This window comes from Thalassorhabdomicrobium marinisediminis, assembly GCF_003072065.1.
In the GTDB taxonomy this organism is placed as follows: Bacteria; Pseudomonadota; Alphaproteobacteria; order Rhodobacterales; family Rhodobacteraceae; genus Octadecabacter; species Octadecabacter marinisediminis.
Window position 1 is genome coordinate 115,870 of sequence record NZ_QCYG01000004.1, and the last position, 14,306, is coordinate 130,175.

At 65.3% G+C, this 14,306-nt stretch carries 13 protein-coding genes and 1 riboswitch; of the genes, 10 read left to right on the forward strand and 3 right to left on the reverse strand.

Translation table 11 applies throughout. The features are described 5' to 3' along the window. Positions 1-80: 80 nt before the first annotated feature. The 5 genes from DC363_RS07045 to DC363_RS07065 all read left to right on the forward strand — a co-directional run bounded on the left by DC363_RS07045 (position 81) and on the right by DC363_RS07065 (position 5,089). Entirely contained in the window at positions 81-641 is a 561-nt protein-coding gene (locus DC363_RS07045) for a tetratricopeptide repeat protein (protein ID WP_108640428.1), read from the forward strand. Between the two features lie 25 nt (positions 642-666). After that, positions 667-3,594 carry a helicase-related protein gene (locus DC363_RS07050; RefSeq protein WP_108640429.1) on the forward strand — a complete coding sequence of 976 codons (2,928 nt, stop codon included), beginning with the start codon at positions 667-669 and terminating at the stop codon, positions 3,592-3,594. Further along, positions 3,591-3,959, forward strand: a complete 369-nt coding sequence (locus tag DC363_RS07055; RefSeq protein WP_108640430.1) for an RNA-binding S4 domain-containing protein — start codon at positions 3,591-3,593, stop codon at positions 3,957-3,959. The genes DC363_RS07050 and DC363_RS07055 overlap by 4 nt, the downstream gene beginning before the upstream one ends. A 97-nt stretch (positions 3,960-4,056) precedes the next feature. After that, the gene (gene fdxA, locus DC363_RS07060; protein ID WP_108640431.1) at positions 4,057-4,392 is read left to right on the forward strand and encodes a ferredoxin FdxA; all 336 of its coding nucleotides are present in this window, start codon (positions 4,057-4,059) and stop codon (positions 4,390-4,392) included. Positions 4,393-4,576: 184 nt separating this feature from the next. Then, on the forward strand, positions 4,577-5,089 hold the full coding sequence (locus DC363_RS07065; protein WP_108640432.1) for a CarD family transcriptional regulator: 513 nt from the start codon (positions 4,577-4,579) through the stop codon (positions 5,087-5,089). Between the two features lie 143 nt (positions 5,090-5,232). Here DC363_RS07065 and purD read toward each other — a convergent pair whose 3' ends face one another. Then, the gene (purD, locus tag DC363_RS07070; RefSeq protein ID WP_108640433.1) at positions 5,233-6,495 is read right to left on the reverse strand and encodes a phosphoribosylamine--glycine ligase; all 1,263 of its coding nucleotides are present in this window, start codon (positions 6,493-6,495) and stop codon (positions 5,233-5,235) included. Positions 6,496-6,568: 73 nt separating this feature from the next. On the opposite strand from purD, the gene xseA reads away from it, so the two are divergent. Continuing rightward, entirely contained in the window at positions 6,569-8,125 is a 1,557-nt protein-coding gene (xseA, locus tag DC363_RS07075; RefSeq protein WP_108640645.1) for an exodeoxyribonuclease VII large subunit, read from the forward strand. Between the two features lie 98 nt (positions 8,126-8,223). On the opposite strand, the gene DC363_RS07080 is transcribed toward xseA, so the two are convergent. Then, complete coding sequence (locus DC363_RS07080) at positions 8,224-9,276, reverse strand: alkane 1-monooxygenase (protein ID WP_108640434.1); 1,053 nt, start codon at positions 9,274-9,276, stop codon at positions 8,224-8,226. A 144-nt stretch (positions 9,277-9,420) separates the two neighbouring features. Here DC363_RS07080 and ftsY point away from each other — a divergent pair, with 144 nt between their 5' ends. The 3 genes from ftsY to DC363_RS07100 all read left to right on the forward strand — a co-directional run bounded on the left by ftsY (position 9,421) and on the right by DC363_RS07100 (position 12,532). Then, positions 9,421-10,887 carry a signal recognition particle-docking protein FtsY gene (gene ftsY, locus DC363_RS07090; RefSeq protein ID WP_241962950.1) on the forward strand — a complete coding sequence of 489 codons (1,467 nt, stop codon included), beginning with the start codon at positions 9,421-9,423 and terminating at the stop codon, positions 10,885-10,887. Further along, the gene (locus DC363_RS07095) at positions 10,884-11,828 is read left to right on the forward strand and encodes a hypothetical protein (protein WP_108640436.1); all 945 of its coding nucleotides are present in this window, start codon (positions 10,884-10,886) and stop codon (positions 11,826-11,828) included. Before ftsY ends, DC363_RS07095 begins: the two co-directional genes overlap by 4 nt. A 95-nt stretch (positions 11,829-11,923) precedes the next feature. Continuing rightward, entirely contained in the window at positions 11,924-12,532 is a 609-nt protein-coding gene (locus tag DC363_RS07100; protein ID WP_108640437.1) for an inner membrane-spanning protein YciB, read from the forward strand. Between the two features lies 1 nt (position 12,533). Here the strand turns inward: DC363_RS07100 and DC363_RS07105 are convergent, their stop codons facing one another. Next, positions 12,534-12,815: a PilZ domain-containing protein gene (locus tag DC363_RS07105; protein ID WP_108640438.1), complete on the reverse strand. Its 282-nt coding sequence runs from the start codon at positions 12,813-12,815 to the stop codon at positions 12,534-12,536. 137 nt (positions 12,816-12,952) lie between these two features. Further along, positions 12,953-13,030, forward strand: a riboswitch (SAM riboswitch). 46 nt (positions 13,031-13,076) lie between these two features. Between DC363_RS07105 and DC363_RS07110 the strand changes: the two genes are divergently transcribed. Then, positions 13,077-14,264, forward strand: a complete 1,188-nt coding sequence (locus tag DC363_RS07110; RefSeq protein ID WP_108640439.1) for an aminotransferase class V-fold PLP-dependent enzyme — start codon at positions 13,077-13,079, stop codon at positions 14,262-14,264. The last annotated feature ends 42 nt before the right edge of the window (positions 14,265-14,306 follow it).

The following is a 14,306-nucleotide window of genomic DNA, read 5'->3' on the forward strand; positions in this document are numbered from 1 at the left end:
CTGGTTTGGCCCTCGGATATGTGAACGAACGGGCGTTCGGGCCCTCTGGTCTCGTGCGCGTGATGCGCTACACTGGCACTATGGGCCTTCGCAAACAGCTTCTCAATTATACCCTTACGGCACTTCTTGCGGGAGTGGGGTTTTCCACACCCCTGTACGCGGATGAGGCGCGCGTCGATCAGCTGTTCGAGCAGCTGCGCGCCGCCCCGCCGGAGGAGGTGGACCGCCTGCAGAACCGTATCCTTGATGAATGGCGCAGGAGCGGGTCGCCCGCCATGGATTTGCTGTTGCGGCGCGGCGAAGACGCGCTGGAGGAGGGGGACGCGGCGCGCGCGGTGGAGCATTTCAGCGCCCTTGTGGATCACGCGCCCACCTTTGCCGAAGGCTACAACGGGCGGGCGGCGGCTTTCTATCAGCTGGAGCTCTATGGTCCGGCGATCGACGATCTGCGGCAGGTTCTGGTGCTTGAGCCGCGGCACTTCGGGGCGCTGACAGGCGTGGCCGTGGTGCTGGAGGAGCTGGACCGTTTTGACGACGCGCTTGAAGTCTGGCAACAAATCGCCAGTTATGCCCCAGCCGACCCCGAAGTGCTGGCCGTGATCGAGCGGTTGGAAAACCGGCTTCAGGGTCAATCACTCTAGCCGCCGTTGCCCAAGGACCGTTGTCATGAGTTTTCCGCCAAAGTCCCAAGGGCGTGTCACGGCTGTTCTGGGGCCGACCAACACCGGCAAGACCCACTATGCCATTGAACGGATGCTGGCACACCGCACCGGGGTGATCGGCCTGCCGCTGCGTCTGCTCGCGCGGGAGGTTTACGACCGCATCGTCGCCGTGCGCGGACCGTCGGTGGTGGCGCTGGTGACGGGGGAAGAGCGGATCGTGCCGCCCCGCGCGGCCTATTGGGTCTGCACCGTGGAAGCGATGCCCGAGGGCATGGGCGCGGATTTCGTGGCCGTGGACGAGATCCAGCTGTGTGCCGATCTCGACCGGGGTCATGTTTTCACCGACCGTCTATTGCGCATGCGCGGGCTGCACGAGACGTTGTTCATGGGCGCCGAAACCATGTGGGGGGCCATTGCGAGCATGGTGCCCGAAGCGGATTTCGTGAAGCGGGAGCGGTTCAGCACGCTCACGTATTCAGGTTCGAAAAAGATAAGCCGCATGCCCGCGCGCAGCGCAATCGTCGGGTTCTCGGTTGAGAATGTTTATGCCATCGCTGAGCTTCTGCGCCGCCAGAAGGGGGGCGCTGCGGTGGTGATGGGCGCGCTCAGCCCGCGCACGCGCAACGCGCAGGTGGAGATGTATCAAAACGGCGATGTCGACTATCTCGTGGCGACGGATGCCATCGGCATGGGGTTGAACCTTGATATCGACCACGTGGCCTTTTCCAGCCTGACCAAGTTCGACGGCCGGCGGATGCGCCCGCTTGCCCCCAATGAGCTGGCGCAGATCGCCGGGCGCGCGGGGCGGCACATGAACAAGGGCACCTTCGGCGTCACTGGCGAGGCTCCTCTGATCGACGATCAGGTGGTTGAGGCCATCGAGAACAACCAGTTCGCACCGGTCAAGAAGCTGCAGTGGCGCAATGCGCAACTGCAATTCGGCTCGGTCGCGCGGCTGATCCAGACCCTGGAAGAACGGACGGACAACCCCTGGCTGACCCGCGTGCGCGAATCCGACGATCTTGCGGCGCTGAAATCCGTCAGCGGCGACGCCGAAGTCACCGCGCGGGCGACGGACGGACCCTCGGTCCGGCTGCTCTGGGATGTCTGCCGCATTCCCGATTTTCGCGGCATCAGCAGCGCGGAACACGCGACCCTGCTCACCGACATCTATAATTTTCTGCACGAACACGGCAAAGTCCCCGACGACTGGTTGGCCGGACGGGTGAACCGGATCGACCGCACCGACGGGGATATCGACGCGCTGTCCAAACGGCTCGCCTATATCCGCACCTGGACCTATGTGGCGCAACGCAAGGGATGGGTGCATGACGAAAGCCATTGGCGCGGGGCGACGCGCGCTGTAGAAGACCGCTTATCGGACGCGCTGCACGCGCGGCTGACGGCAAGATTTGTGGACCGGCGGACCAGCGTTCTGCTTCGCCGGCTCAACCAAAAGGAGGGCCTTGTGGCCGACGTAAACGACAAAGGTGAAGTGACTGTCGAAGGGCAGTTTGTGGGCAAGATCGAAGGCTTCCGGTTCCGGCAGGACAAGAACGCCACACCCGAAGAGGCCAAGACCCTGCGGGCGGCGTCGTTGCAGGCGCTGGGGCCGCAGTTCCATCTGCGCGCGGACCGCTTTTACAACGCCCCCGACACCGAGATTGATTTTACCGAACAGGGTGGCCTGATGTGGGGCACCGAGGCCGTGGGCAAACTGGTGGCATCGAATGACCCGCTCAAGCCAACGGTGCAGGCCTTTGTCGACGACGAAGCGAGCGCAGATGTGGCCGAGAAGGTGCAGCGCCGCTTGCAGCATTTTATCGACCGCAAGATCGCCACGGCGTTCGAGCCGATGATCAAGATGCAAAACGACGAGACGTTGCAGGGGCAGGCCAAGGGCTTTGCCTTCCGTCTGGTCGAAGGCTTCGGCGTCATCCCGCGCGGTGAGGTGGCCGAGGATGTGCGCGCGCTGGATCAGGACGCGCGCGGCTCTCTGCGCAAGCATGGCGTGCGTTTTGGTCAGTTCACCATCTTCATGCCGCTGCTGCTCAAGCCCGCGCCGACCCGTCTGCGGCTGGTGCTCTGGAGTCTGTCCAAGGGTCTGGCGGAGTTCCCCGAAGCGCCGCCGCCCGGACTTGTCACCGTGCCGACGGTGCAGGGCGTCGTCCCGGGCACCTACGCCATGTCGGGCTACCGCGCCGCCGGAGAGCGTGCGATTCGCATCGACATGCTGGAACGGCTGGCGGACATGCTGCGCGATCAGAACACCCGGGCAGGCTTCGAAGCCACGGCGGATATGCTGTCGATCACCGGCATGACACTGGAACAGTTCGCCGACCTGATGGTTGGTCTTGGATACAAGGCCACCAAGGGAGAGCGTGAAAAGATGCGAGCCGAACCCCAGAGCGAGAGCCAGACACCCGCCGATGCGGTCATCGATGCAGCCAACCCCGAGGCGGCCCAGGACGTCGCACCGGTGGCCACCCGCGACGTCGCCTCGGACAACCCCAACCCGGCCCCGAACCCCGGGCCCAACCCGATCCCGAATCCCGCCCCCGCGCCGAAAGACATCCCCCCCGTCGCGCCGGACGTTCCGAAAGACGCGCCCACGGACCTGCCGGACCCCGCGCAGCCGCAGAAAGATGCCGCCACCGGGGACGACGCGCCAGAGATGGAGACCTTCTACACCTTCACCTGGGCCCCGAAGCGGCAAGCGAATCGCCCTCAGGGGGACGGCGACCGCAAGGGCGCGCCGAACGGCAAACGCGGCGGCAAGCCTCAGGGCAAGGGCCGCGCGCCCGGCAAAGGACAAGGCAAGGGGCAGGGTGGCAAGCCGCAGAACTTCTCCGCCCGGCCGCCCAAGCGGGAAAAGAAGATCGATCCCGACAATCCTTTCGCCGCCGCGCTGGCCGGCCTGCAAAAGGATTGACGGAAACGGCCGATACGCTGCGGCTGGACAAATGGCTCTGGCACGCGCGATTCTTCAAATCGCGCGGGCTGGCGGCGGCGCTGGTCAAATCGGGCCGCTGCCGGGTGGACGGGGTGCCGGTCTCGAAACCCGCCCGCACCATCGCGCCCGGCGTCGTTCTGACCTTTCCCAAGGAGGATCAGGTCCGCGTGGTCCGCGTGCTCGCGCTGGGCGTGCGGCGCGGCCCGGCCCCCGAGGCGCAGGCGCTATACGAAGACCTGACCCCACCCGCGCCGCCCAAAACCCAACCGAACGAGCAGCGCGTCGGCGGACGGCCGACGAAAAAGGACCGCCGCGACATGGAGACCCTCAAGGGGACACGTTGACGCGACCGGGGCATGAGCCCTTGAAGGCGCGCCTCACCGCCGTTACAGAAACGCCAATCGCCAGCCGGCTTTTGCCGCCAAACATCCGGACGCACCCATGACCTATATCGTCAACGACAACTGCATCGCCTGCAAATATACCGACTGTGTCGAAGTCTGCCCCGTGGATTGTTTCTATGAGGGGGAGAACATGCTGGTGATCCATCCCGACGAATGTATCGACTGCGGCGTGTGCGAGCCGGAATGTCCCGCCGATGCGATCCGCCCCGACACCGAGCCGGACATGGAGAAATGGGTCGAGTTCAACCGCAAATACTCCGAGGCCTGGCCGGTGATCATCACCAAGAAGGACCCGCTGCCCAACGCCGACGAGATGGACGGCAAAGAGGGCAAGATGGAGCTCTTCTCGGAAAAACCGGGCGAGGGCGGCTGACGACGCCGCGATGCGGCATCCATGCTGCATGCGCGAATGCTATGGGAATCACACGATTTTTGTGCTATAGTGGCCTCAATGCTGCGTAATTGCTGATTGAGATGTGACATCACGCTGTCGGGGGCCCTTGGTTCCCGCTGGCTTTTTGTCGTCTGATGATGCCGCTTTGAGGAAAGGACCGCTCATGGCCAAGAAGAAGAATGAATTCAGCCCCGATGATTATGTCGTCTATCCCGCGCACGGGGTCGGCAAGATTGTCTCGATCGAGACACAGGAAGTCGCGGGCTTCGAGCTTGAAATGTTCGTCATCGCCTTCGAGAAGGACAAGATGACCCTGCGCGTGCCCACGAACAAGGCCGAAGAGGTGGGCATGCGCTCGCTCTCCGCGCCGGATGTGGTGGCGGACGCGATGAAGACGCTCAAGGGCAAGGCCAAGGTCAAGAAAGCCATGTGGTCGCGCCGGGCGCAGGAGTATGAGCAGAAGATCAACTCCGGCGACCTGATCGCCATCGCCGAGGTCGTCCGCGACCTGCACCGCGCCGACGACCAGCGCGAGCAAAGCTATTCCGAGCGTCAGCTTTATGAAGCCGCGCTGGAACGACTGACCCGCGAAATCGCGGCGGCGGGCAACGGCAATGAAACCGATGCCGGCAACGAGATCACCGAAACCCTGCAAAGTCGCGCTTCGGCGGCTTAAGTCGTAACGGAACTGACTGAGAAGCCGCGCCCTTGGGGGTGCGGCTTTTTTCGTTTTGGGAGAGGTGCACAGGGCCGCAGGCAGGATCGCCTGTGGTTTGCGTGCGCCTCCGGCGGGGATATTTTTAAAGCAAAGATGACGGGTCAGAGCGCCCGGTGGCCGATGTCGCGCCGATAGAAGCCTTCGGGCCAGTCGATCTGGTCGATCATGGCATAGGCCTTCCCACGCGCCTCTTGCAGGGTCGCACCGCGCGCGGTGATGTTGAGCACGCGGCCCCCCGTTGCGATAATCTGGCCGTTCTGGATGGCGGTGCCCGCGTGAAACGTCATCTCGGATGCGGTTTCGGGCAGGGCGTCTAGGCCGCTGATCACAGTGCCTTTTTCGTAAGCGCCGGGATAGCCCTTAGCGGCCATGACCACGGTGAGCGCATGATCTTCGGCCCAGACCGGCGCGATCGCGGACAGGCGGCGTTCGGCGCAGGCATGCAGCAGATCCAGCACCTGCGCGCCGAGGCGCATCATCAGCACCTGACATTCCGGATCGCCGAACCGGACGTTGTATTCGACCAGACGCGGCGTGCCGTCCTTGATCATCAGCCCGGCATAGAGGATGCCCTCGAACGGGGTGCCCCGCCGGGCCATCTCCGCGACAGTCGGCTCGATGATTTCGGTCATGGCGCGTTGGGCGATGGCCTCTGTGAGGACGGGCGCGGGGGAATAGGCGCCCATGCCGCCGGTGTTGGGGCCAGTGTCCCCGTCGAAAGCGCGTTTGTGATCCTGCGCGGTGCCTATGGGGAGCACGGTCTCTCCGTCGCAGAGAAGAAAGAACGAAGCTTCTTCGCCCTCCATGAAGTCTTCGATCACCACCTCGGCGCTCGCCGCGCCAAACTGCCCGCCCAGCATGTCGTCGATGGCGGCATTGGCGGTGGCAAGGTCGGTGGCCACGACGACGCCTTTGCCGGCGGCCAGACCGTCGGCCTTGATAACAATTGGCACGCCGGTGCGGCTGACGTAATCCTTGGCGGCACTGGCTTCGGTAAAGCGGGCATAGGCGGCGGTCGGGGCAGCGCAGGCGTCGCAGATGGCCTTGGTGAAGGCTTTCGACGATTCCAGCCGCGCGGCCTCTTGCGAGCAGCCGAAGACCAGCAGCCCATCCGCGCGCAGGGTATCGGCCACGCCTGCGGCCAACGGGGCTTCGGGGCCGATGATCACGAAATCCACGGCATTCTCGGCGCAGAACCCGGCGACCTCGTCACCGTTCTTGATCTCAAGGTCGGCGCATTCCGCGATCTGCGCGATGCCCGCATTGCCGGGCGCCACGAACAGGCGGTCGCATTTGGGGTTCTGTTTGACCGCCCAGGCGAGGCTGTGCTCCCGCCCGCCGCCGCCCAAGATCAGGATGTTCATATCGGTTTCCCTTCCGCTTGGCTGCGTTCTAGAGTGGCCGCCAAAGCAGCACAAGAGCCCGAAAAACATGCCCATGGACCTGATCGACGAACCGCAAAGCGCTGGCAATACGCCGGAGTTTACCGTCAGCGAACTGTCTGGCGCGGTCAAACGCACCATCGAAGGTGAATTCGGCCATGTGCGCGTCAAGGCCGAGGTGGGGCGCGTGGTGCGCGCGCGCTCGGGGCATCTGTATTTCGACCTCAAAGACGACCGCAACGTGCTCGCCTGTACCACGTGGAAAGGGCAGGTCTCCGCCCTGTCGGTGATCCCCGAAGAGGGGATGGAGGTCGTCGTCTCGGGGCGGATGACCACCTTCGGCAGCCAGTCGAAATACCAGCTGAACGCGACCGAGGTGGCGGTGGCAGGGGTCGGCGCGTTGATGGCGATGCTCGACAAACGCAAGAAGGCACTTGCGGCAGAAGGCCTTTTTGCAGCGGAGCGGAAACGCCCCCTGCCGTTCCTCCCCGAGGTGATCGGCGTCATCACATCGCCCACCGGCGCGGTGATCCGTGACATTCTGCACCGCCTGAAAGACCGGTTCCCCCGCAAAGTTCTGGTCTGGCCGGTGGCGGTGCAGGGCAAAGCCTGCGCGCCGCAGGTGGCGCAGGCCATCGCCAGGTTCAACGCGATGACGCCGGGCGGGGCCTTGCCGCGGCCCGATCTGATCATCGTCGCGCGCGGGGGCGGCTCGATCGAGGATCTTTGGGGCTTCAACGAAGAGGACGTGGCCCGGGCGGCGGCGGCGTCGGATATTCCGCTGATTTCGGCGGTCGGGCATGAAACCGATACCACGTTGATCGATTACGTGTCGGACCGGCGCGCACCGACCCCATCGGCTGCGGCGGAGATGGCGGTGCCGGTGCGGCTCGACCTGTTGGCGGCGGTGGACCAGCTGGGCGCGCGCGCCGGTCGCGCCGCGGGGGAGGGGGTGACACGGCGTAAACAGCGTGTCGCCGACCTCTGGCGTGTCGTGCCAAAGCCCGCGCAGCTGACCGATGATGCCAAGCAACGGTATGATTACTGGTCGGAAAAGCTTGATGCGGCGCTGATCGGGCGGGTGACGGCGGGCCAGATGCAACTGGGCAAGGCAAGCGGCCTGCTGCGCCCGACCATGTTGGGCAACCGTCTGCGGCAGAACCACGACCGGCTGACCGGGCTGGACGCGCGGCTCGGGCCCGCGCTCGCCCGCTCGACAACGCAAGCGCGGCGTGACTTGGCCCAGCAAGCGGGCCGTCTACGCCCCCAAACCTTAGAGGCAAAACGCGCGCAAGCGGAGGAACGTCTGACCGGTCTGTTGCGCCGCCTGTCTGCCGCCGCCAATGGGCAGGTGGACCGGCACCGCCACCGGCTCGACGGGCTCGACCGGATGCGCGAAACGCTGGGCTATCGGGAAACGCTCAAACGTGGCTACGCGGTGGTGCGCGGCGACGGGGCGGTCGTCACAACGGCGAAAGCGGCCAAGGCGGCCCGCAGCCTTGAGATCGAGTTCGCCGACGGAACCCTGCGCCCCGACGCCGCCCAGCCCGTCGCCCGCGCGAAGCCTTCGAAACCAAAGCCCCCCACCCCTGAGCAGGGCGATCTTTTCTGACTTCTCTGGTTTAAAAATACCTTGGGGGAGGCCCGGACCAGTCCGGGCCGGGGGCAAAGCCCCCTTCAGGCCGTTCAACGCCCTCGCGCCAGCAAGGGCTATCGCGCGTCCCCGCCGCCCCCGCCGTCCACCCGCCACCGGGCGGCGCGCGGGTTCATCACGCGCTTCCAAAGCGGCGGCACCAGCGCGAGGCTGGCCATCACCGGTAAGGACCGCGGCAACATCGGCATGTCGGCGTCCAACGCAAGGCCGGGGAAGGCACGGCTCGGGGAGCAATGGTGGTCCGAATGGCGCGGCGCGTTCAACATCAGCGCGGAAGAGGCCGGTTGCGGTGCGTTCCAGGACTGCGCCGACCCCACAGGCTCGGCCCGACCATCGGCCCCGATTTTACGTTGTAGTCCATAGTGTTGCACGTAATCGGAAAGCATCAGCTGGCTTTGCGCGAAGATCGCCAGAAGCACCGCCCAAAGCACGCCCGCACCGCCGCCGATGACAAACGCAAGCACCAGCACAGCTACGGCCCCGACCAGATAGCCAAGGTAAGGATGCCGCCACCGGGGCCGTCCGCTGCGCGCGCTTCGCCGGGTCTCCGCCCGCAGCCCGTCGCGGAACCCGCCGATCCAGGCACGCCCCCAGAACCGGTAGAACCCTTCGCCAAGACGGGCGGTGCTGGGGTCGGCGCGGGTTCCGACGTGGACGTGATGCACCAGCGGATGGGCCGATGCGTGATGCCCGAACAACAGCGAGATATAGACCCAGCGGCCCAGGCGGCGCAGGTGCCGCGCCGGGCGGTGGATCAGCTCGTGCGCGTTCGAATTGCTCACTTGCCCCATGAACAGCCCCGCCCCGAGGAACACGCCCAGCTTTTCCCAACCGCCAAGTCCGGTCCATCCGGACAGCGCGGCGATCACCAGCAGCCACAGCAGGAAATGCACCAGCGCCAGCGTGCGGGTCAGATGATCCGCGGCGGGAAACTCGTCCCCCTCGACCACGGGCAGGGTCACGCTTACCAAACGGTCCAACAGCGCCGTCAGCGCCGTCATCCAGAGCACGCCGGCCACCGACCAGATGCCGCCCCAAAGCGCACCTGCGGCCACCAGCAGCGGCGCGGTCAACGTGGCAAGATAGAAAACGGGCAGGGGATGGGGCACGGGGCGCGGTCCTGTCAGCGGGCTCGGCGCAGTCTAGCCCGCTTTGCGCAGGTCGCACAGGGGCCGGGCGGAAATTTCACAGGTCCGGGTTCCTTCTGTCCCGTCGGAGGATTAGGTGTAGGAAAACCCGCAACGGAGCCCGCAATGGCGTTTTTCAAAAAGCTCAAAGATCGCATGTTCAAGTCCTCGTCGAAGATCGAGGACGGGCTGGATGCCATCGTCAATGAAGGCGGCACGGAGGACCGGATCGACCCTGCCGCGCAACCGGATGGCGCAGCCGATGCGGCCGACCACGCCCGCCGGGCCGAAGCGGCGGCGGCCGCGGATCGCGCCGCGCAAGAGCAGGCCGAGGTGCTGCGCCAAGCCGAAGCCGAGCAACAGGCCGCAACCGCCGCGCGTGAGGCCAAGGCCCGCGCCGATACCGAAGCGGCCGAGGCCGAACGCCACCGCGCCGAGCAGGCCGCACAAGCCGCAGCCGAAGCGGAACGCGCCGCGCAGGATCAAGCCGCGTCGGAGGCGGCCAACCGCGCCGCCGCCGAAGCCGCCGCGGCCGCACAGGCCCGGGCCGAAGACGCCGCCCGCGCGCGCGAAGCCGAAGCCGCAGAAGCCGCCCGCCGCGCCGAGGCCGCCCGGCAGGCGCAAGCCGCGCGAGAGGCCGAGGCCACCCGCCAGCAAGAGGCTGCCCGTCAGGCGGAGGAGGCCCGCCGCGCCGAAGAGGCCGCAAAACCCGGCCTGATCGGGCGTCTTCTGGGCCGCTCCGAGGGGCGGGGCGTGGTCCGGCGCGAGTTGGACGATGACATGCTCGAACAGCTTGAAGAGCTGCTGATCTCGGCAGATATGGGCGTTGATACCGCCCTGCGCGTGACCGCGAACATGGCCGAAGGCCGGTTCGGAAAACGGCTGTCCACGCAAGAGATCAAGGAATTGCTCGCCCGTGAGGTTGCCCGCATCATGGAGCCGGTGGCCCGGCCGATGCCGCTGTATCCCACGAAGCCGCAGGTCGTGCTGGTCGTCGGCGTCAACGGGTCCGGCAAGACAACGACGATCGGCAAGCTGGCCAGCCAGTTTCAGGCGGCGGGCAAGAAGGTGGTGATCGCCGCCGGGGATACGTTCCGTGCCGCTGCGGTCGAACAGTTGCAGGTCTGGGGTGAGCGCGCCGGGGTGCCGGTGTTGACCGCGCCTGAGGGCAGCGACCCGGCCAGTCTGGCCTTCGACGCCATGGAACAGGCCGCCCGCGATGGTGCGGATCTGTTGATGATCGACACGGCAGGGCGGCTGCAGAACCGCGCCGACCTGATGGAGGAACTGTCCAAGATCGTCCGCGTGATCCGCAAAAAGGACCCCGACGCCCCGCATAACACGCTTCTGGTGCTGGATGCGACGACGGGGCAGAACGCGGTGTCGCAGGTGCAGACGTTCCAGCAGTTGGCGGATGTAAGCGGCCTTGTCATGACCAAGCTGGACGGCACCGCCAAGGGCGGCGTGCTGGTGGCGCTTGCCGACAAGTTCGGCCTGCCGATCCACGCCATCGGGGTGGGCGAACAGATCGACGACTTGTCGCCGTTCGATCCCGAAGAATTTGCAGATGCGCTGATCGGAGTGACGCGATGAAAGGCCTCGCCCTCATCGCGGCGCTGATCGCCGCCCCGCTGCTGGCGCAGCCCGTCGCCGCGCAGGACCGCATGACTGCGGCCCATTGCACCGACAGTTGGGCCGCGCTGGCCGAGATTACCGGCGTTCCGGCCGAGGGCAGCACAGCCGCGCCGGACAACGAAGGCTGGTGCGTGGTCGAGAATTACCACCTGCAGGGGGCGGGTCAGCAAAGGTGGCAGCTCGGACAGCTGCGCTGGCGCGCCACGGACATCGCTCGCTTCATCGACGACGACCTGCCGCCCCGCGCGCTTGAGGTGCGCGGCCGCAACCTGACCATGGTGCCGCAAACGGACGATCCCGTGCTCGCCTACGCCCTGTCGCTTCAGGCCGAACCCGTGGTCACACAGTTTCGCGCGGCCCTGCGCTGGGATGGTTTGCAGAACGCCCTTGTCGTGGATGAGGCGCTGCTAGTGTTCGATGAAGGCAACCGGCTCTCGCTTACGGCCCGGTTCGAAGGTGTGAACTTTACCAACAGCGATACGATGGCGGCCAGTTTGCAGACCGTCGGGCTGCGCAGTCTGACGATGTCGGCGACCTTTGGCGGCTGGTTCGAGCGTCTGCTCGGGCTGCCCTTGGCGCTGTCGCTGCTGGAGCAGGGCGAGACGCCGCCGGCCGCGCAGGTGGACACGCTCAAATCACAAGCAGTTTCGGCGCTCGGGAGAGTGTCCCGCACGACCTTGACCGACGCCAGTCGCGCCGCCTTGGTGAAATTCATCGAGTCGCTGCCCCGCCCGCGGGGAACGGCGCGGGTCCAGATCTCGGCCAATCCGCGTCTTGATGCCGCCCGCATGAGGCAGGTCGCGACCTTGCAACAGGAGGCAACGGATGCGCAGATCGGCGAAGCGCTGGCCGGGGTGTCGGTGCAGGTCAACTGGACGCCCGCGAGCCCCGCGAAGTAGGCCCCGCGCCATCACGCAGGCCACAGGACCGATGCGACCGCCCACCGGTTCGCTTTGGGGGCTGCAAAGCGCGGGATTGGCAGGTAAGGGAAGGCATGGCTGAGAAAAAGATCAACCCCGCCCTGAAACAGGCCCTCGAACTGGGGCCGACCGTCGTGTTCTTTCTGCTCTATTTGCGGATCAAGGACGAGGTTTATGTGATTGGCAGCACGGAATATTCCGGCTTCATCGCCGCCACGGTCATCTTTGTGCCGATCCTGCTGGTGGCCATGGGCGTCCTGTGGGCGCTGACGGGAAAACTCAGCCGGATTCAGGTGTTCACCGCCTTCATGGTGATCTTCTTTGGCGCGCTCACCGCATGGTTCAACGATGAGCGGTTCTTTAAGATGAAGACAACGATCGTTAACGGCTTGTTCGCGGTGCTTCTGGGGCTGGGGCTGCTGCGCGGCAAAAGCCTTTTGCAATGGGTCATGGGCGAGATGATCCCCATGGAGCACGAAGGCTGGATGATCCTGACGCGCCGTTTGGCGCTGGGGTTCGCGGCGCTGGCCATCGCCAACGAAGTGATCTGGCGCACCATGTCCACGGACGCCTGGGTCAAGATCGAGACGTTCGGCTTTCCGCTGGCGCTGTTCCTTTACCTCTGGCTGCAGATCGTCTCGCTCCAGTCCTATGTTATCGAGCCCGAAGGCGAAGACGGCTGACTTACACCGGGGTCGACAGCACCCGGATCGCGTTCAGCCCGTTCCTCGACAGACGGCTTTCGAACTTCAGCCCGGTCATCTGCGCCATGGTCCAGACGGCGGTCGCCCGCGTCTGGCCCGCGCCGTAGTCCAACACGATGGTGTCGCCCTTTTGCAGCGACGGCACCCCAAGGATACAGCCGCCGCCACGGCTGATGTTGCAAATGGTCGCGCTGAACATTTCCGGCCCCTTGCGCAGAACGACCGGAAATTTTGCTGGATACCGCTCTTCGCGTTTTGTCATCGCACCCTCCGTGACACACCCGCGGAACCGTCGCCCATAGACGTGAAGAAAATGTTAGCGGCGCGACCCTTATGCGCGGGCCCGTTGCGCCCTTTGCGCTGTGCAAAACCATTGACGCAACCGGGCCGCAGGCGTATCGAACCCGCAGTGGCGATTTGTTACCGGATTGCGGGCCACTTTAAACATGCCGCTAAAAGGGACAGGCGCAGCCCTGATACCTTGCCCGGTATCAGGGTTTTTGTTTGCCAGCAGGAGGGCAGGATGGCCACGAAGAAAAACTGGAACAAGCGCACCCGGGCGGTTCACGCGGGCACCCGTCGCAGCGCCTATGGCGAGGTGAGCGAGGCGCTATTTCTCACGCAGGGGTTCGTCTATCCGACGGCGGAAGCCGCCGAGGCGCGGTTCGAGGCCTTGGGCGAGGATGAGTTCATCTACGCCCGCTACGGCAACCCCACCGTACGCATGTTCGAGGACCGGATGGCCGATATGCTGGGCTATGCGGACGGGTTCGCCTGCACCTCGGGGATGGCCGCGGTCTCGGGGGCGTTGATGGCGCTGTCGAAGGCGGGCGATCACGTGGTCAGCAGCCGCGCGCTCTTCGGGTCATGTCTTTATGTCCTCGAAGAGATTCTGGCCCGCTTCGGGGTGGAGATCACGTTGGTCGATGGCACCGACAACAGCGCTTGGGCGGCAGCGATCCGCCCCGAAACGACGCTGGTGTTCCTTGAAAGCATCTCGAACCCCACACTGGAAATCATCGATCTGGCCCATGTCTGCAAACTTGCCCATGGCGTGGGGGCCAAGGTTATCGTCGACGACGTGATGGCCACCCCGATCTATTCCTATGCGGCGGACTGCGGGGCCGATCTGGCGGTCGTGTCGACCACCAAACACGTGGACGGGCAGGGCCGGATGCTGGGCGGCCTGATCGCCGGCAGCAAGGAGTTGATCCGCGGCCCGATCGAAGCCTATTTGAAGCACACCGGCGGGGCGATGAACCCGTTTACCGCTTGGACGCACCTCAAAGCACTGGAAACGCTGGACCTGCGCGTGCGGCAACAGTCCCGCACGGCGATGGCCATTGCCGAAGCGCTGGACGGGCATCCGAAGCTTGCGGCTGTGCGCTACCCGACCCATTCCGCCCACCCGCAACACGCCTTGGCCCGCTCACAGGCCGAGACCGGCGGCACGGTGATGACGCTTGAGGTCAAAGGCGGCAAAGAGGCCTGTTTCAGCTTCCTCAACGCTTTGGAGTTGTTCACCATTTCCAACAATTTCGCCGATGCGAAATCCATCGTCACCCATCCGGCCACCACCACCCATCAACGCCTGCCGCAAGACCAGAAGGACCTTTTGGGCATCAGCGGCGGGTTGGTGCGCCTATCGGCGGGGCTGGAGGATGCGGACGACCTGATCGACGATCTGCGCACCGCGCTTGCGGCGATCTGACCGCGTATTTCGTGCCGCATTCCGGCGCGCGTCTGTCGGGAA